18 protein-coding genes, 1 pseudogene and 1 riboswitch are annotated in these 18,772 nt (G+C 44.8%); of the genes and pseudogenes, 4 read left to right on the top strand and 15 right to left on the bottom strand.

The window, feature by feature from the left end; translation table 11 throughout:
• Positions 1-50 precede the first annotated feature (50 nt).
• From AXI57_RS03905 to AXI57_RS03895, 3 genes are read left to right on the top strand one after another with little or no spacing between them, the layout of a single operon-like run.
• Positions 51-1,493 (top strand): spore germination receptor protein GerAA, encoded by a 1,443-nt coding sequence (locus AXI57_RS03905; protein ID WP_061669293.1) that lies wholly within the window; start codon positions 51-53, stop codon positions 1,491-1,493.
• A complete protein-coding gene (locus AXI57_RS03900) occupies positions 1,468-2,565 on the top strand; it encodes a spore germination protein (RefSeq protein ID WP_061669429.1) in 1,098 nt (365 codons plus the stop codon). The genes AXI57_RS03905 and AXI57_RS03900 overlap by 26 nt, the downstream gene beginning before the upstream one ends.
• Entirely contained in the window at positions 2,562-3,680 is a 1,119-nt protein-coding gene (locus tag AXI57_RS03895) for a Ger(x)C family spore germination protein (RefSeq protein WP_061669292.1), read from the top strand. The genes AXI57_RS03900 and AXI57_RS03895 overlap by 4 nt, the downstream gene beginning before the upstream one ends.
• A gap of 34 nt (positions 3,681-3,714) precedes the next feature.
• Here AXI57_RS03895 and liaR read toward each other — a convergent pair whose 3' ends face one another.
• The 11 genes and pseudogenes from liaR to AXI57_RS03840 all read right to left on the bottom strand — a co-directional run bounded on the left by liaR (position 3,715) and on the right by AXI57_RS03840 (position 13,771).
• Positions 3,715-4,350 carry a two-component system response regulator LiaR gene (liaR, locus tag AXI57_RS03890; protein WP_003326976.1) on the bottom strand — a complete coding sequence of 212 codons (636 nt, stop codon included), beginning with the start codon at positions 4,348-4,350 and terminating at the stop codon, positions 3,715-3,717.
• Positions 4,328-5,411 (bottom strand): annotated as a pseudogene (liaS, locus tag AXI57_RS03885) (two-component system sensor histidine kinase LiaS). The gene liaR and the pseudogene liaS overlap by 23 nt, the downstream one beginning before the upstream one ends.
• Entirely contained in the window at positions 5,408-6,139 is a 732-nt protein-coding gene (liaF, locus tag AXI57_RS03880) for a cell wall-active antibiotics response protein LiaF (protein WP_061669291.1), read from the bottom strand. Before liaF ends, liaS begins: the two are co-directional and overlap by 4 nt.
• 36 nt (positions 6,140-6,175) lie before the next feature.
• Positions 6,176-7,045: a LiaG family protein gene (gene liaG, locus AXI57_RS03875; protein WP_003326973.1), complete on the bottom strand. Its 870-nt coding sequence runs from the start codon at positions 7,043-7,045 to the stop codon at positions 6,176-6,178.
• Positions 7,046-7,155: 110 nt separating this feature from the next.
• Positions 7,156-7,833 (bottom strand): stress responsive protein LiaH, encoded by a 678-nt coding sequence (gene liaH / locus AXI57_RS03870; RefSeq protein WP_061669290.1) that lies wholly within the window; start codon positions 7,831-7,833, stop codon positions 7,156-7,158.
• 19 nt (positions 7,834-7,852) lie between these two features.
• Positions 7,853-8,233, bottom strand: coding sequence for a hypothetical protein (locus AXI57_RS03865; RefSeq protein ID WP_003326971.1), 381 nt, complete (start codon positions 8,231-8,233; stop codon positions 7,853-7,855).
• 156 nt (positions 8,234-8,389) lie between these two features.
• Entirely contained in the window at positions 8,390-9,661 is a 1,272-nt protein-coding gene (locus tag AXI57_RS03860) for an MFS transporter (protein ID WP_061669289.1), read from the bottom strand.
• A gap of 184 nt (positions 9,662-9,845) precedes the next feature.
• A complete protein-coding gene (locus AXI57_RS03855) occupies positions 9,846-10,427 on the bottom strand; it encodes a cob(I)yrinic acid a,c-diamide adenosyltransferase (protein ID WP_061669288.1) in 582 nt (193 codons plus the stop codon).
• A 27-nt stretch (positions 10,428-10,454) separates the two neighbouring features.
• Complete coding sequence (locus AXI57_RS03850) at positions 10,455-11,798, bottom strand: ABC transporter ATP-binding protein (protein ID WP_061669287.1); 1,344 nt, start codon at positions 11,796-11,798, stop codon at positions 10,455-10,457.
• A complete protein-coding gene (locus tag AXI57_RS03845) occupies positions 11,791-12,855 on the bottom strand; it encodes a FecCD family ABC transporter permease (protein WP_061669286.1) in 1,065 nt (354 codons plus the stop codon). The genes AXI57_RS03850 and AXI57_RS03845 overlap by 8 nt, the downstream gene beginning before the upstream one ends.
• A complete protein-coding gene (locus AXI57_RS03840; protein ID WP_003326966.1) occupies positions 12,818-13,771 on the bottom strand; it encodes an ABC transporter substrate-binding protein in 954 nt (317 codons plus the stop codon). The genes AXI57_RS03845 and AXI57_RS03840 overlap by 38 nt, the downstream gene beginning before the upstream one ends.
• Before the next feature lie 102 nt (positions 13,772-13,873).
• Positions 13,874-14,012, bottom strand: a riboswitch (cobalamin riboswitch).
• Positions 14,013-14,167: 155 nt separating this feature from the next.
• On the opposite strand from AXI57_RS03840, the gene AXI57_RS03835 reads away from it, so the two are divergent.
• A complete protein-coding gene (locus AXI57_RS03835; RefSeq protein WP_061669285.1) occupies positions 14,168-14,959 on the top strand; it encodes an SDR family NAD(P)-dependent oxidoreductase in 792 nt (263 codons plus the stop codon).
• 39 nt (positions 14,960-14,998) lie between these two features.
• Here the strand turns inward: AXI57_RS03835 and AXI57_RS03830 are convergent, their stop codons facing one another.
• The 4 genes from AXI57_RS03830 to rsoA form a co-directional block, all read right to left on the bottom strand.
• Positions 14,999-15,877, bottom strand: a complete 879-nt coding sequence (locus AXI57_RS03830; RefSeq protein ID WP_003326962.1) for an SMP-30/gluconolactonase/LRE family protein — start codon at positions 15,875-15,877, stop codon at positions 14,999-15,001.
• 77 nt (positions 15,878-15,954) lie between these two features.
• Entirely contained in the window at positions 15,955-17,697 is a 1,743-nt protein-coding gene (locus AXI57_RS03825) for a HAMP domain-containing sensor histidine kinase (RefSeq protein ID WP_061669284.1), read from the bottom strand.
• Positions 17,694-18,413, bottom strand: a complete 720-nt coding sequence (locus AXI57_RS03820; RefSeq protein ID WP_061669283.1) for a response regulator transcription factor — start codon at positions 18,411-18,413, stop codon at positions 17,694-17,696. Before AXI57_RS03820 ends, AXI57_RS03825 begins: the two co-directional genes overlap by 4 nt.
• A 123-nt stretch (positions 18,414-18,536) precedes the next feature.
• Positions 18,537-18,770 (bottom strand): sigma-O factor regulator RsoA, encoded by a 234-nt coding sequence (gene rsoA, locus AXI57_RS03815; protein WP_003326959.1) that lies wholly within the window; start codon positions 18,768-18,770, stop codon positions 18,537-18,539.
• Positions 18,771-18,772: the final 2 nt, after the last annotated feature.

Below are 18,772 nucleotides of genomic sequence, written 5' to 3'. Positions count from 1 at the left end.
AACAGGAAAAGATAACCTCTAATAAGGATTTGCGACAAGAGGTGAGCGCGTTGAAACACTCTGAGTTTAAAGAATATATTCACGACAATTTAGCATTGGTGCTTCCTGATTTAAATCAAAATGACGATCTGATTCAAAATAAAAAAATGCTCGCCAGCGGGCTTGTATTTTACTATATGTATTTTAGCGAACTCATTGATCAAAGCAAAGTGCAGGACGCAGTCAAGACACTGACAAAGGATGAAGACACACTCACTTTGGATCAGTTAAAAAACCGCCTCGACCAAATCGATGCCCGCCCCGTAATGACGGTTAAGGATACGGTGAATTCCGTGCTCAGAGGCAATTGCGTTATATTTGTGAACGGATTGAATGAAGTTTATGTTTTATCAGCAAGCAAAAAAAAGGTCAGGAGTTTGACGGAGCCTACATCTGAAAAGGTGGTCAGGGGCCCAAAGGTTGCCTTTGTAGAAGATACAGACACAAACGTCGCTCTGATCAGACAAAGGACGAATCACCCTAAGCTTGTTGTCAAAAAAATGCTCATAGGAAAAAACAAGCTCAAATACGCCACCATTATGTACATTGAAGGCAAAGCGAAGAAGTCCGTCATCGAGGATGTAAAAAGCCGGCTCAAAGAAGTGAAATTAGATGATATTCAGGATTCCGGCACATTAGAAGAGCTGATTGAAGACAATAAATATTCACCGTTTCCGCAAATTCAAAATACGGAAAGGCCGGATAAGGTCTCCTCCGCCCTTTTTAATGGTCGTGTGGCGATTTTTGTAGACAACTCTCCGTTTGCGCTGCTTGTGCCGGCGTCTCTCGGCGTTCTGATGCAGTCACCTGATGATTATTATGAACGGTGGATCTCCGCGTCTCTCATCAGAACACTGCGATTTGTTTCTATTTTTCTCACCTTGTTTTTATCATCGATTTATATCGCTCTCGTTTCGTTTCAGCAAGGGCTGCTGCCGACTTCTCTTGCTGTCACAATTTCAGCTAACAGAGAAAATGTTCCGTTTCCGCCTATCATTGAAGCCATGCTGATGGAGATCACAATTGAGCTTTTGCGGGAAGCGGGACTTCGGCTTCCTAATCCGCTCGGCCAGACCATCGGCCTTGTCGGGGGAGTCGTCATCGGCCAAGCCGCGGTTGAAGCAAACCTGGTCAGCTCCATCATGGTGATTGTAGTAAGTATCATCGCGCTTGCTTCTTTTACAGTTCCGCAATACGGAATGGGGCTCTCCTTCCGTGTGCTCCGGTTTATTTCTATGATTACCGCGGCTACTCTCGGCCTGTACGGCATCATTTTGTTTATGCTGGTTATTTATACACATTTAACAAGGCAAAGAAGCTTTGGCTCACCCTATTTTTCACCTAATGGATTTTTCAGTTTAAAAAACGCCAATGATTCCATTTTCCGGCTTCCTACAAAAAATGAACCAAAAGAGGCGAATGATGCAAATGAGCCACAAGAAGACTCCAACTAAAATCAACAGTTATGAAGCAACAGCCATTATTTCAAACACCATGCTCGGCGCGGGGCTCCTGTCACTGCCAAGAACGCTTACGGCAAAAGCAAACTCCCCGGACGGCTGGATTGTCTTAATGCTGGAAGGTCTGATTTTTATATTTCTCATTTTCTTAAACACAAAAATCATACAAAAACATCAATATGAATCCTACTTTGATTATGTCCAAGAAGGATTCGGCCGTTTTTTGGGCAGTTTGCTGAATCTGGGAATTACGGGTTACTTTATTGGCGTCGCCAGTTTTGAAGCAAGGGCAATGGCTGAAATGGTGAAATTCTTTCTGCTTGAAAACACGCCCATTCAGGTCATCCTGTTAAGCTTTATCTTTTGCGGCATCTATTTAATGATTGGCGGAATGAGTGATATATCAAGACTTTTTCCTTTCTTTTTAACAGTGACAATTATCATACTGCTGATTGTGTTTGCATTCAGCTTACAAATATTCGACATTAATAATATGCGGCCTGTGCTTGGACAGGGAATGAGCTCTGTTGTTAATTCCCTTACTATCGTCTCCGTTTCTTTCTTAGGTGTGGAGGTTATGCTGTTTTTGCCTAAGTATATGAAAAAAAGAAAACAGATGTTTAAGTCATCGGCAATTGGATTTTCCATTCCGATTTTCTTATACATCATCACTTATGTCATTGTGGTCGGCTCGTTGTCCGTCCCTGAGGTCGTATCCATTATTTGGCCGACGATCACCCTATTTCAATCCTTTGAAACAAAGGGGCTGTTTGTTGAACGATTTGAGTCATTTTTGCTTATCGTTTGGATCATTCAATTTTTCACCACTTATGTGATGTACACGTTTTTTGCAGCATCCGGTCTGAAAAAAGTGTTCAGATCTTCTAATAAAACGGGAATCTTCATCATCTCCGTTGTCACTTTTTTCATTTCTCTATGGCCCAAAGATGCGAATCAAGTTATGGCGTTTAGTGATTATCTGGGCTATGTTTTCTTAGGGTTGTTTGTAATGCCCTTTGTTACATTTCTATTGGTCGCATTGAAAAGGAGGCTGAAAGCGCAATGAGAAAACCCATCCTCTTATTCATCTTGTGCACAATTCTGTTAACCGGCTGCTGGGACAGCCGCAACATTGAGGATTTAAGCCTAATTATCGGGCTGGGGCTTGATAAACCGGAAAACGGCAAGAATCTGGAAATTTCACAGCAAATATTAATTCCTAGAAAAATAAGCGCTCAGCAATCCTCTTCAGGAGATCCGACGAAAATCTCCACGACCCAAGGGGAAACCGTCCATCAAGTTTTCAGGACGGCAGCTTTAAAAAATCGCCCTTCCTTCTCTCAGCATTTGCGCGTGATCTTGATGTCTAAGAAGCTGCTCTCCAATGATATTCAAATGGATGCGCTTCTTAATCAGTTTGTAAGAGATAACGGAACAAGGCGAAGCTCCCATGTATTTGTCGTAGCTGACAAAGCAAAAGACATCTTAAAAATCAGCGATGAGGGCGATCCTGCTTCTAACGTTATCTACGAATTAACAGACAATAATAAGGTGACTATCAGAATGATGGAGGCTGTCACATTAGGGGATGTTTCAAAGAAAATGACGGCAGGAGATTCATTTGTTATTCCTCGCGTGGGTGTCCAAGCTGGCAAAATTGAAGTTGATGGAGCCTCTGTTATTAAAAACAAGTACTGGCATGCTGATTTGTCCCCCGGACAGGTGCAAGCCATGAATTTGTTTACTGGAGAAGTGAAAGGCGGTGTAATTGACGCCCAACATGATGGGGAGCTTTTTTCCTACGAAGTCTATTCCAGCCACAAAAGCATTAAAACCTCATATCGGGACGGAAAATTTAAATTCGTCGTGAACAGAGAAGTGGAAGGGCGCTTGTCAGAGGACTGGAACCCGAAAGAAAACTCGTTTCAGGATTCGTATATAAAAGAGATTGAGGAAGCGACAAAGAAACAAATCCAAGCTCAAGTGACAGAGTTTATCACTCTGCTGCAAGATGATATTAAAACCGATATAACCGGTTTAGGAGACCAAGTGCGAATTCATTATCCTCAACAGTGGCGAAAAATCTCAAAAAAATGGGATCAAGTATTCAGCGAATCAGATATTGAGTACCATGTGAAGGTGATTGTCAGAGACTTCGGGACAAAAGGTGTCACGCAATAAATGAAGCGCCGCATGGCTTGAAAGCGCGGCCTGTCTACTTGACGAGTTTATTCCGATGGGCATAGACAGCCGCTTGAGTCCGGTCGGCGACTTCTAGCTTTGATAAAATATTGGTGACATGGGTTTTTACGGTCTTTATTGTGATAAACAGCTCTTCACCAATTTCTTTATTCGTTTTGCCTTCTGCCACGAGACAGAGTATTTCCAGCTCTCTTTTCGTTAATGTTTCATGCGGGAGTGCGCTGTCATTTGAATGGCGCAGTCTGGATAAAACCTTTCCCGCCACTTTCGATTCAAGCTTGGGCTCTCCTTTGCTTGCTGCCCGAATGGCGTCGGCGATTTCTCCCGCTTTTGATGTTTTTAACAAATAGCTGAGCGCTCCCGCTTCGATGACAGGATACACTTTGTCATCGTCGATAAAGCTTGTCAGCACAATAATTTTCGGATCATCGAGCACGCCGCAAATTTGTTTTGTGGCTTCGATTCCGTCCATTCCCTCCATCACAAGATCCATCAAAATGACGTCCGGCTTCAATTGCACGGCAAGCTGTACGCCCTGGCTTCCGTCTGAGGCTTCGCCTATCACTTCAATATCCGCCTGCGCTTCTAAAAAAGCCGCAAGACCCATTCTGACCATTTCATGATCATCAATCAACAACACTCGAATCACTGTCGGTTCTCTCCTTTTTCTTCTGGGAAAATCGGGACTTTTACGTCGATTTGTGTTCCTTTCCCTTCTACTGATATGATTTCCGCGACTCCGCCGACTTCACTTGCCCGTTCCTTGATTGAATGTAAGCCGTACGAGGATGTTTTCACCTTATCCATCGTAAAACCCGCGCCATTATCAATGACCTTCAACTGAAGCTGCCGATTTTTTGATCCGAGGCGCACTGAGACTTTAGAGGCTTTTGAATGCCTGAACACGTTAGAAAGCGCCTCTTGGACAATTCTGAATAAATGGTCTTCCACACCCTTTGAAACTCCCGTGTCCTGAATATCCCATTCTATATCCATCGGCTGCTTTGCTTGAAATTCGTTTAACAGTTCGATTAAGCCTTGCTTTAATCCTTTTCCTTCTAAGGTGACCGGTCGTAAGTGGAGAAGCAGCGCCCTCATTTCATTTTGGGCCTCTCCCGCCATGTTCTCTACCATTCTGATCCGTTTGACTGTTTTATCATCCGCTTCCTTTAGATTTTCCAAAACAGCGGACGTCATCATCGAAATGGCAAAGAGCTGCTGGCTCACGGCATCGTGGAGATCTCTTGCTAGCCGCTGCCGTTCTTCTGAAATAACGGACTTCTTCATTTGCACCTGCCACTCGGCCCGTTCATTTGACAATTTTTGCAAAGAAGCGACTTGCAGCTCCACCCGTTTCGCCATTTCATTCAGCTGATCAGCGGCAAGGCCGATTTCGTCTTCTCCAAGCGGCGGCACCCGATACGAGAAATTGCCGTTTTCAAACTTTAAAATTGATTCTATCAGCTTATCAATTCTCGTTTTCAAATGGTTGCCGTACATGTACCCCGATGCGAAGCCGACAGCAAGGCTGATAAGCAGCAAAATCAAAATAAACGGAATGCCGAACCAGCCGGATGATAATAACAGTACGGGATCAAGCTGATAATAAAACAGAAGAAGCCCGATTAAGGCGGCACATAAGAGCAGGCTGATTCCTGTTGTCATGCGGATTGCACGCCATTGAATATTGGCGAGTATTTTTTTCCTCATAAATATTTCACATCCACATCACCGATAAATAAGGAAATCGATATTTTGACCCGCCGTTTTGCTTGGCTGTAATCAGGTGAAGCCGCATACAGCTTTGTGCTCATGCCGCTTGTTTTCGATCCGATAAGATCAATGTCTCCGATAAAGGCAGAAGAACTGACAGATACCTCAAGATCAGCCGGTACATAAATATCGACATTCCCGATCACTCCGCTGATGACGACAGTGCTTTCACCTTCCGGAATAATGGCTTTCGATAAATCAATTTTCACATCGCCGATAAAACCAGAAACATTTAAGTCATTCAGGTCAAACGGATTTTTCATCAGTCTCAGCTCACCGATAAAAAAGCTTTTCAGTTCCGTCTGTTTATAATCGGCTTGGCCGGAGGACTCAGGCTGTTTCTCCTTTTTGTCCAAATTGATTTTCTTATCCTGCTCAAACACGGCTTTTCCTTTGACAAGCCTGTAGCCGGCATAAATTAAAAAAGCGGCGAAGGCATAGCCGAATAGGTTAAACGTAATGCTGAACAGGTTTTTCAAAAAAAGAAAAGCGGCAAAGATATACATGACAGATCCAAGCCAGTGGCGGGAATATTTTTTCAGAAAATAACCGGCAATCAGAAAAAAGAGCGGCCAAAAGAGTAAATCTCCGATGCCGATAATTTGTAAAAACATACTGATGCCAAATAGAGCAATAATAAGTCCAAGAAGCTGTTTTTTTGTCATTCTCAGCTGTTCCGCCTCCTTTCTACTGCCAGATTGCTACCGGATTGTAACATTCCCGCTTGTCACTTTAATCTCAATCTGCTGTTTTCCGCTGCCCCGTTTTCCTGTCAGTTTGTTTTGATCAAGATTTTTATCATCAAACGAATACGATGGATTAATATTCCCGCTTGTAGTTGCGGCATTCACTGTAAAATCACCTTTTTCAGGAAGCGACATTTTAACATTGCCGCTCGCCAGCTTGAGAGATGCGGGGGAGTTGATTTCCTGAAACGAGGCATTGAGATTTCCTGATGACATCTGCACATCAAGAGATCCTGTCACATTGGCCAGGCTGGCATTGCCGGATGCAGAGCGTATGCTTGCCGTTTTGGTCTCAAGCTCTGACAAAACCGTATTTCCTGAAGAGCCTTTCACTTCAAGGTCATTGATTTTTGCATTCTTAAACGTCATATTTCCGCTCGATGACTTTGCGCTCAAATCCCGGAGAGCCAAGCTTCCGTTTCCATCAAGATCTATATCGCCGCTGGATGAGCGAACGAGAATTTCATCTTTATAGGCATACGGAACCCGGACAACAAGAGAGGACTGATGAAAGAAATTCAGAAATTGAAATCCCTTTTCCTTTGCTGTCAGCCCCAGTGTTTTTCCGTTTTCCGTTACATAAAGTTTCCCGGATTTTCCTGTTATGCTTGCCGAAATGTCGTTACGCTCTTCCGCAATGACATGTACATGAATGTTTTCTGCGGAAATCGTCATGCTGTTAATCTCATGCGGCGACGCGCTCGCTGATTCTGCTTCTGTTCCTTCTAATGGAGAAAATCGTTCAGCAAGCACGTCTTTCATCATAATAGCTGCAAAAATAAAAACGCCCGCAACAATCAGCAGTTTGCCAAACATTTTTTTCATTTATTTTTCATCCTTTTTATTCATTCATTCTATTATAAGGGAAAAGGCCTGTAATTGATACGTACATCTGGGGAAGGACTTTTTTCAAAACCCTTCCCCGCTGTGTACCATTATTCATTTACTGCTGATGTTTGTTCCGCTTTTTTTAATGAGAGAGAACGCATTTTCTCAAGTTCCGCTTCAACTTCTCCGGCGAATTCAGTCCGGCTGTATTCTGTTCCCGCTTCAGCTGACTGAGAATAATTCGCGCGCACTTCCATTTCTTCTATTCGATTTTCCATTCTCAAAAATTCGCGGTACGCGCTTTCGTTGTCAATTTTGTCGAATGACGCATTCATATGCTCTTTGGCATTTGCCGCGTTAGCGCGGGCGATAAGCGCCTGCTTTTTGTCTTTCACGTCCTGAAGTCTGACTTCAAGCGTGCTGAGCTGTTCTTTCAGTTCTGCCAATTGTTGCTCGGCATGCTCATAGGATGCTTTATGTTCGGCCGCCTTGCCCTCCAAGTATTTCATTTCTGTAAGCGCCTTTTTCGCCAGCTCTTCTTCGCCTGCATCAAAAGCCAGCTGTGCTTGATTTTTACGTTTACCAGCCGTTTGGCTTGCTTCCTCATATTTTTTCTTAAATTGATGGGCAATCGTATGCTGTTTGACAATCGTTTGCTTTGCTTTTGCGATATCACTTTCCATGTCACGGACATACTGATTCAGCATAACCTTCGGATTCTCCAGCTTATCCAGACCTTCATTAACAGATGCGACAAACATGTTTCTTATTCTTTTTAAAACCATTATATTTCCTCCTATTTGGTTACTTTTTTTTCAAAAATTCTTCCCATTCGGCGTCAAAATTAGATTCATAAGCTGCTGAAGCAGGCTCTGGGTCAAAGGATGCTGTACGGCTTTCGTCTGAACCGTTTTTCATCATCTTCCAGCCGAAGTAGACCATTACCGCCGCCAGAGCGATTCCGACCAAAAACGGCAATGAACTGACAAGCATCATGGCGCCGATTCCGCCGAAGATGATCCCTGTGACGGTTTTGCCTTTGGCGAATCTTTTTATTCCTGCATATAACAACAAACCGCCGATCGCGAGCGGGATGATAAAGGCAAAATTGCCTCCTCCGAAAAAGACAGAAATCCCAAATACGATTAATAGAAATCCGCCTGCTGTTTTTACGTTTATGTTCATGCTGATCCTCCTTTCGTATTCCATGTCTTTACTATAAACAAATTGCAGAAGCGGCAAAACGAGTCAGAGATTGATTTTGTCATAAGACCAGAGTCGTATTCTGTGCAGGACCCTAAACAAAAAACGCCCATGCTTTTGCATGGGCGCCTTGAATATTTATATATGTACGCTTGCTTCTCTTTCTCTTATTAAATCAGAGCGTTGGGCTTTGGCAAGCTTGGTGAACAGCAGAATTCCGATTCCCGCGAGAATTTCAATCGCGCCCCCGACGGCAATAACCTTCCCGGAACCAAAGGCATTTGCAGCATATCCGCAGGCAATGGCGCCGGCGGGAAGCGATAGATTCGAGATCATATGGATGACCGCGTATACCTGAGGCTGATCTTCTTCATCCACGGACGTTTGGATAATGGTGTATTCCGGAACATTGATCGCGCTTACCGCAGCCCCGAATGCAAATGCGGCGAGGAATACAAGCGGCAAAAACGTGTTCATTCCTGTGATAAAGAAGGCGATTCCTTCTATGATACCGGCTGTTACAAAAAGCAGCCCGTATTTGTTCACTTTCACTTTCGCAAGGAGGAATCCCATTAAAAACGCACCGCCGGATGTGACTGCCTTTAAAAGAGAAAACGTGATCGGCAGACTGTTTAACTCCTCTGCCACATACACCGCGCTTAACGCCTCCCACGGAGCGGCTGCTAAGTTCATGAAGATACAATAAATCGCCAACGGATATAGAATTTGATGTTTTCTTACAAGAACAAAGCCTCTTTTTAATCTGCCAAAATATGTACCTCTTTGCGTGGCTGCCGGCAGATCCATCGTTTTTGTCTGAACCGCTTTATATTTAATAAAGAGAACTAAAAAGCCTGAAATCAGGTAAAGGATGAGGGCAAAGAGCATCGTATACGCAGGGCCGATAAAAGTCAGGATAGCTCCGCATATCGTAAAAGCGCCGAGCCTAACAATTTGGGCGGAAGACTGCAGCAATGCATTCGCTTTTTGAATCCCCTGCTCGTTTACGATTTGCGGAATAATGGCAACGGATGCCGGGTTGTAGGCAGCGCCTGTCGCTGAATGTAAGATCATAAGTGCCATAACGAACCATAAAGGAGAAAAACCATTGAAATAACATATAGGAATTATAAGTACAACTGCCGCTCTCGTTATATCTGAAAAGTACATCCAGAATTTAAGCGTGTTTTTTTTCATAAAAGGCCCTGTGATCGGGGCTAAAAATGCTTCTGGCAAAAAGGTGACGGCGATAAGAAGGGCCGTGCCGATCGCACCTTCCCCATCATAAATCAACAACCATAAAATTGAATTAAACGCAAAGCTGTCTGCGGATATCTTTACCAGTCTGGAGTAAAAAAGATAGTTGAAATTTCTCTTCCAGATGCTTTCCCCATCAATGAATTTCACCATCTATCAGAGCCCCCTCGATTGCCTATATTTTACAACTCCTTACAATATCTCATTTTCCCACTTTTCAGTCAATAATTCATAAGGTTCATTTTATTGTCATAAAAGGGAGAGAATTGACAAAGGTAGAGAGAGACGGATATGCCACACATAGAAAAAAGCCGGTATACCGGCTTTTTTTTGAAGCTTATAATTCGGCGCTGTTTCTTTTTCCAAAAACGATGGCGCTTCTTTCATATTCCACATCGGCAATGCCGAGCCTCGCATTTGCGATTCGTGCAGCAGCGAAGAAGTAGTCAGATAAACGGTTGAGATATCGGAGGGTCACTTCATGGATGTCTTCTTTTTTCATCAGCGCAACGACCTGCCGTTCCGCTCTTCTCGTAATCGTACGCGCTGTGTGAAGGAGGGCGGACGCTTTGGAGCCTCCGGGAAGGATAAACTTCTCAAGGGCGGGGGCTTCTGCTGTATAAGCGTCGATACGCGTTTCCAAAAAGGCCACCGCTTCTGCCTTTAGCTTGCACTCTTTATTTTCCATAACTGCCGCCAAGTCCCCGCCGCAATCAAACAGTTCGTGCTGAATCGTAAGAAGCTCTGCCTTTAAATCATCAAAGCCCTGATGTTCTGAAAGCTCAGCCAACGCAAGTCCGACAAAGCTGTTCAGCTCGTCAACTGTTCCATAGCTCTCCACTCTCAGACTGTCTTTATCCGCTCTTCCGCCAATCAAGCTTGTTTGCCCCTTGTCACCTGTTCTTGTATAAAGTTTCAACACGCATTCCACCTTTTCAGCGTTTTTTTATTTCAACCTGTTTACCGCCTCTTTCACACACTCGTTTGCTCCAAAGCGGATCAACTGCATGAGCCGCTCTTCGCCGGCTGTTTTCGATGCAAGCCCGTTTTCCTGAGAGGCCGCTATGAGTACGCCTCCATCCGCTGCTTGCTCACCAGCGCCGAGGGCTTTTCCTCTGGCTTCTCCCGCTGTCATTACAGCACGCACAAAGGCTTCGTCTGAAAGATAACCATTTATGAACATCCAAATCGTGAAATGGGACGATACGGAAATACAAACGGACAGGTCTCCATCTTCAAATGTCCGGCATACGGGCTGGCCAGGCTTGTCAGCAGAAGCCATCGCGCATGTTTCTTGGAGAGTAAAGCCCTCAGCCGTCAGCAGAGCGGCTAACTCTTCTTTCGTATGGGCCGGCATCTGCTTTTGTATAAATGTCCGGCTCCATGAAAAACCCGACCCAATGCCGGAAGCGGACAGCACGCGGAGCGGCGTCTCTGTTTGTAAGAGGAGGCAGTCCCGTTCCGATTTCAATAAAGATGCAAAGGGTATGATTTCAGGCCTCTTAAGTACTGGCTGCTCGGGTTTTATGGCAATGAACGGTTTAGGTGATTCATGATGGACTAATGTATTTACTTCCGTATCATAAACCGTTTTAATTTGCCGTTCAGTCATGGCGTGCTCTGGTTTTCGCTTTTGGCCCGCCGTTCCTTTTTTCATAAACAACAACCAGTCACAGTACAGACTGGCCGCATTCACATCGTGAAAAATACCGACAGCAGCCAGCCCTTTTTCTCTCGTAAGCCGCTTTACTAAATCGAGCAATTCCTTTTGATACGACATATCAAGAAAATTGGTCGGTTCGTCTAACAACAAAACATCCGGCTGTTGGGCCAAGGCCTGAGCCAAGTAAACCCGCTGCTGCTCTCCCCCGCTCAGATCACGGATGGACTTCTGCGCGAATAAGGCCACCCCCGTCTGCTCCATCACTTCTTGAACAATCGCTTCATCTTTTTCGTCCATCTGTCTGAATAACCCTTTTTGAAAGGGGTATCTGCCGAACGAAACGGTTTCTTTTACGGTGAAGGTAAAGGTTTGGCTCGTTTTTTGCGGCAAAACCGCCATGATTTGCGCGAGCTCTTTCGGTTTGTACCGCGCAACAGGCTTTCCGGCCAGATGAACGGACCCTTCCGCCGCCGGCAGAGTGCCTGCCATTGCATTTAAAAGTGTTGTTTTTCCGCTGCCATTAGGACCAAGAATGCCGAGAAATTCGCCTTTTTCAACAGAGAAACTTATATTCTTTATGATACGCTGGCTTCCATATCCTCCCGACAGGTTACATACTTTAATCATGCGTTTTTCCTCCGCGATGCTGGCGTAAAAGAATGAGTGCGAAGACCGGAGCCCCGGCCAAAGCTGTCATAATTCCGATAGGCAGCTCAACTGGCTCAATTAAAGTCCGTGAGACCACATCAGCAAGAACGAGAAAACCCGCGCCGATCAAAGCAGACAGCGGAAGCAAATGCCGGTGGTCAGTTCCCCAGATCAGCCTTGTAATATGCGGAATAACCAGGCCGACAAAGCCGATCGTCCCCGATACAGCGACAGCGCTCCCCGTCAGAAGGGAGCCGGCAATCAATATGATGATTTTTCTCCGCTGAACGCTGACACCGAGCATTCTGGCCTTATCCTCTCCATATGTCATGACATTCAGCTCTCTTCCATTAAGGATCAATAACACCGCTCCTGTCAGAAAAAAAGGCAGGAATAAGATCACATAGCGCCAGCCCCGCATCGACACACTTCCAAGCAGCCAATGGACAATCGGAAGCAGGTCATCCCCCGTCAGAGCAATCACAAGCGAGATCAGAGCGCCCAGAAATGAGTTTGTGATGATCCCGGTCAGAATGAGAGTTGAAACGGACATGGAATCATGGATAAGCCGGCTGAAGGAGAGAACGGTTAACATGGTCGCCAATGCAGCCGCGACACTTATAACCGGCAGTGTAAAGCCGCCGATCATAGGAAGCTGCAAACCGAAAAACAATGTCATCACCGCACCGGCGGAAGCTCCTGATGAGACGCCCAATGTGTAGGGATCAGCAAGGGGATTTTTCAGAAGCCCTTGAAAAGCTGCGCCGGCTAATGAAAGAGCAGCACCGACAAGCGCTGCCAGCACGACTCTCGGCAGACGGATGTTCATCATAATATTGGTATACATCGGATCATATGAACCTGCCGCACCCCCCAACCCTTCATGCCAAAAAATACGAAGAATGACAGAAACGGGAATCTCTAAACTGCCGATAGAGATTCCCATCAATATACTGCCGGCCAGAAACAGCAGGCTGATCATATACGCTGCGAAGCGATTATTTTGTAAACGTGTCAGGGTAAATGCTTTCCGCAAGTTCTTCGACCCCTTCAATTAAGCGGGGGCCGGAACGTGTAACCAGATCAGGATCAACATTATAAACGTTATGATGCTTCACTGCATTTATCACATTCCAGCCATCGCGTTTTTCCACATCTGCCGCTTTTTCTCCGTCAGCTGTGACGATCGCGTCAGGGTTCAGCTTAACGATCGCTTCATCTGTCATTTGCACCCAGCCGGTTTGGCCAGATGCTGCATTTTTCGCGTGGATGACATTCAGCATTTCATTCATAAACGTGTCTTTTCCCGTGGTATAGATTTCTGGGGCAGGAGACACCTCGACAAATACCGTTTTTTCATCCTTTTCAGAAATGGTTTTCGCTTTGTCTTTAATCTCCTGCAAGTCTGACTTCATACTGCTGATTAGTTTTTCAGCCTTATCTTCAGCACCGGTTGCTTCCCCTATCATTTCAATTGATTGGTATACCTCTTGAAACGATTGTGCGTCATTTACGGTCAAGACGGTGATACCCGCGTCTTTCAACTGTTTCATAGCGTCCGCAGAGCTTGATATCGCCGATTCATGGGCAAGGACAAGGTCTGGCTTGAGAGAAATGACTTTCTCGACATTAACGTTCATATCTCCGACCTTTTCAACCTTTTTGACTTCTTTCGGATAGGTATCGTTTTTCGTAACGCCGATTACCTTGTCACCCAGCCCGAGGGCATATGTAATTTCTGTGTTGCTCGGCATAAGAGAGACAATTTTTTTCGGTTCTGTTTTGATGGTGACGTCTTGTTTTGAGGCATCATCAATTTTAACCGGGAACGCTTCAGAAGATCCTGGCTCCTGTTTTGCCTTGGAGCCGCTTTGGCTGTCAGCTCCGCTGCAACCCGTCATCAAAACGGCTGTCAAGACAAGCGCTGTCCATATCCCCGCGAACTTTTTCATATAACTTCCTCCTGTGGATGTATTAAAAAAGCATCTCTACGACGGTAAAGATGCAGTAAACAACAAATAAGCATTGTTTACACATCATCTGTCCTCGCAGACTACGTGTTGATCAAACAGGCAGGTATCCTGGCTTTTGGCGCAAAGGCCAATTACAGTGGCGGGACCGCACCGGCTTCGACCGGTTTCCCTATTAAGCCGGCTATTTTCACGTACCGGCACCCATTTGACATTCGTATCCTTTTTTCGGAGTAATTATACTATAAGTCTGTGAGGCTTGTATACGTGATATCATTGGCTTTTCAAGCTCCTTGTATGTATGAAAGCAAAATTCTCGTAAACACTAAAATTCATCCTGTATACTAAGTACCATTATTGTGAAAAAGGAATGATTTGATGGATTTACAATTAAACAATAAGCTTGTTGTCGTAACAGGCTCGACATCCGGCATCGGCAAAGCCGCAGCGAAAAGCTTTTTGCAAGAAGGTGCGGCGGTGATCGTGAACGGGCGAAAAGAAGAAACAGCTAAGCGTGCGGCAGAAGAGCTTGTTTCATACGGAACGGTTTACGGAATCGCCGCCGATTTGTCCAATCCTGCTGAAGCAAAAGACTTCATTGAACAAGTCAATCAAATCGGCGAAGTTGATATTCTTGTCAATAACCTCGGATTTTTTGAAGTGAAGGATTTTGCAGAGGTGACGGATGAGGAGTGGCATCAATATTTTGAGGTGAATGTGATGAGCGCGGTCCGTTTGAACCGGCATTTCCTTCCAAAGATGCTTGCTGCAAACAGCGGGCGTATCCTGAATATCGCGAGTGAAGCGGGGGTCAAACCGCTTCCGCAAATGATTCCGTATTCCATGACCAAAACAGCGTTAATCAGCTTGTCCAGAGGGATGGCTGAAATGACAAAAGGCACAAATGTGACCGTTAATTCAGTGCTTCCGGGCCCTACTTGGACAGAAGGCGTGGCCTCCTACATGGAAGGGGCAGCAAAGGCTGAAGGACAGGACACCAATACATTTGTAAAAGATTATTTTAAAGTGAATGAACCGACATCACTTATCCAGCGCTATGCGACTGCCGAAGAAGTCGCCAATACGATTGTCTTTTTGGCTTCGGATGCAGCTTCAGCAATCAACGGAACGTCCCAGCGCGTAGAGGGCGGGATTATCCGGTCCATTTAAACGATAAAAAACGCACCCTGCTCGGGGTGCGTTTTTTACTTATAGTGTACCTGAGAATGGCGCCGGGACATATCCGCCAGTTGTAAGCCGAACGGAAAACAGGCCGCCCGCATGAGGCTGATTGTATCTTTCGGTTTCCGTCATCTGCTCTGTCGCCGTCGTAATATAGAGGGTTTTTAAATCTTCACCGCCGAACGCGCAGCATGTCACATATTTGGCGGGAACCATGATCGAATCAATCCACTTTTTTTGGAACGGATCAATTTTAGCGACCCTGCCCCCGCCAAACAATGCAACCCAAAGCATACCATCACGGTCGATCGTCATCCCATCCGGCGAGCCGTCAGATTCTTGGAAGCGATAAACTGTTTCCGGATTTGACACATCACCGCTGTCAGGATCGTATTGATAACAAACAATCTCCTGTGTCGGTGTGTCAATATAATACATCAGCTGACGTTTTCGGTCCCAATCCAGACCGTTTGATGTTGATACATTGTCTTTAATCTTTACAAGCCCGCCGTCTGCCTCCAAACGGTAAAACGAAGCTGCTTCCTGTTTTCCTTCCATGCTTGTCGTTCCTGCCCACAGCCTTCCTGACGGATCACACTTTCCATCATTAAAACGAAGGCTTTTGTCCATATCTTCCGGCTGCTTGATCGGAGTGAGTTTATTCTCCCGAAGGTGATAAAGGTAAAAACCGTCTTTCATTGTCATGATCAGCTCATCACTTGAATACTTAGCAAGCGATGTTACAAAAGATTTGAATGATACAGTATGATTTTCTTTTTCTGCGGGATCGAACACATGGAGCCGGCTTCCCAAAATATCCACCCAGTACAAGCACTTTTTCTCCTCGTCCCATAATGGGCCTTCTCCAATTACAGCCCTTGTGTCAGCTTCTAAAACAGCTTCCATTATAAAAAACACCTCTCTGCTGGTTTGTTGTGCTTTTGTTATTCCCTGCAAAGAGGCGCCTGAAACAGATCCCTGCTTTACTCTTTTTGGAATAAGAGCGTGATGACAGTGCCGATCCTCATTCTGCTGTTCACATGAATGGTTCCGTTATGAAGATGCACCAGCTCCTTGGCAATCGCGAGACCCAGCCCGGTTCCGGCTGTTGAATCTTTTGTATTCGTTCCTCTGTAATAACGGTTAAACAAGTTGGTAATGGTCTCTTCGTCCATCCCTTTGCCATTATCTTTTACTTTCAATGAGAGATGTTCCTTAGAATCCTCCAATATCACTTGAATCGCCGTACCTTTATCATTATGCTTCACCGCATTTGCAAGAAGGTTCTCTAAAATACGCCGAAACCAGCCTTCATCAATCGGAAAACGGATATTCTGCTCCCCTGAAACAAAAGAGACATCATAACCTTCTGAAAACGGATTTTTCTTAAAATCCTCAATGACATTTCGGAAGAATGGAACCACATTGATCAACTGTCTATTCATCGGCAGAGCGGCATTTTTCAGACGATAGGTTAAATTTAGGTCCTCGATCAGCTTTGACATGTATTCTGATTTTTCCCTGACGACATGCCCGATTTCTTTCACCTCTTCAGCCGACCAGTCGTATTGTTTTGATTCGAGCATCATACTATAGCCGTAAATTGTGCTGAGCGGTGTTTTTAAATCGTGAGAGAGGCCCGCAATCCATTCTTCTCTTGTAGTCTGAATTTTTTCCCTGTTTTTCTTGTCTCTTTTCAAAGTTTCTGTCAGCTGGTCCATTGATTCGAAAATCTCCCCGAAGAAACGGTACGGCTGTTTTGTTTTACCCTTTTTATTTTTGCTGACAGGCCGCCCTTTTCGGTTTCTTGGTTCTTCCAGCCGTCCTTTTGATAGATTCACAAGCCATTTGATCGTGTGCAGGATCGGCAGGCCGAATCTGAAGGAATAATAAATCGTCATTAAACATAGCATGAACACCAATGCACCCATAATGAGGAACAGGGCTTTCAACGCAAATTTTAAAAATGACTTATTAAATTCGTGATCGGGAATGTAAACAGGATTCGGTACAGAAGCTACCATCCATCTTGATTCGTCAATTCTCTTAAATGAGATTTCCCGCTTGTAGTTCCAGGGCGCAGAGTTGTATTTCAACAGTTCCAGCTCATTCAGGCTGTCCCTTTCACTTTTTGTGCTGTTTAAGCTGTCAATGAGCTTGCCGTCATCATTCAAGAGATAGACAGCCCCTTTTTCCTGCTTGATGCAGTCTTTCGTGCTGTCTTTATAGTCCTTGAGCGAATCGATCGGTTTTTCCTGATTTTCTATATAGGTCAGCAGCTGTTCACTTTCTGATTTCCAGCCAAATAAAATGAGATACGTATCGTCTTCAATCGTGACCGTCCAGTAATTCAGCTTGTAGTTCCCAAATTTCCTGTTTTCATATATGGATAAGAGCTCTTTTTTGCTGTAACTGCTTGGAACGTCTTTAGGCACGCGGTAGGCGTAATCCGTTTTTTCATCATCATTGATAATCTGCAGCCAGCCCCGCTGCTTTTTCACCGACTTTTTCAGGAAATCATCTACATCCCATGAACCGTCTGACGTTTTATCCAGCCATGACTCGAAGGTATCAGGCGTTGCTTTCGTAAGTCCCGAATTGGATTCCGCTTCGCTGAAACGCCAATCCAAATAAAAAAAGGAAGACACGGCCATCACTGTTACAAGAAGAAGAATAAGCAGCATTTGTCCGAAAAAATGCAGCAGAAATTTCCCTCTCATTCTCATGATTGTTTGCCGTTTTCTTCCGGATTCGGAATGAATCGGTAGCCAAGGCCGCGGACTGTCACAATATATTCCGGATCACTGGCGTCGCGTTCTATTTTTTCTCTCAGCTTGCGGACATGGACCATGACCGTATTGTTATCTCCATATGAAGGATAGCCCCATACTTTTTCATAGATTTGATCCTTTGACAACACAACATTGGGATGGTCGCAAAAATACTGGAGAAGCTGCAAAAGCTGAGCGGAGCAGCTGACGACTTTCCCGCCTACAATTAACTCGGCAAATTGAGGGTAAAATGTAAAATGCTCATATGCATACGGCGTGCTTGAGCGCCCGTCTTCCTGTTTATACGTCCGTTTCAAATGCGCCCTGATCCGCGCCACTAATTCAAGCGGATTAAAGGGTTTTGTAATATAATCATCGGCTCCTGAGGCAAAGCCTGACAGCTTATCCGTGTCGGAGGTCTTGGCTGTCAGGAAGAAAATCGGCGCCTCGGAATACTCACGGATCGCGGCGCATGCCTCAAAACCGGACATTCCATCCATCATGACGTCCAGCACCAGAAGGTCTATTTTTTCCTTCTTGACGATTGGGATGGCTTCTTCGGCGCTTCCCGCTGTCATCACGTTTTGAAATCCTTCTTTATCGAGAACGCGTTTGACCATATCTACAATGGCATTCTCATCATCTACGATCAAAATTGAAGCTTTTTCCACTTCCCACTTTCCTCTCTTTCTGTCTTTTTTTCATCATATCATTATATGGTGGAGAATTGGAAAGAAAAACGAGAACCGCGCATCAGCCAAGTTTTTCCGAAAACGAGAAAAAATCAGTTGAAATCAGTTTTCTTCCATATATTCTATAATAAATTCCCAAAACCCCGGGACCTCCTGACAAAGCAGCATGTCCGCCTTTTCAAATATTTTGATTTTCAGCTCCTGTTCCAAATCTTCTCTTTCCTGAAAGGATGTATTCCTCAATTTCTTTTTAATCATCGGTGAAAATCCTGCGATCAGTCTTTCTATTTCTTCTGCATCTGTTTTGTTGTTATGGTTCTCATGCAACCGGCTCACAG

It is taken from the genome of Bacillus atrophaeus, from assembly GCF_001584335.1.
In the GTDB taxonomy this organism is placed as follows: Bacteria; Bacillota; Bacilli; order Bacillales; family Bacillaceae; genus Bacillus; species Bacillus atrophaeus.
Note: the sequence above shows the minus strand (reverse complement) of the source record. Positions and strands in the feature narration are given on the sequence as shown.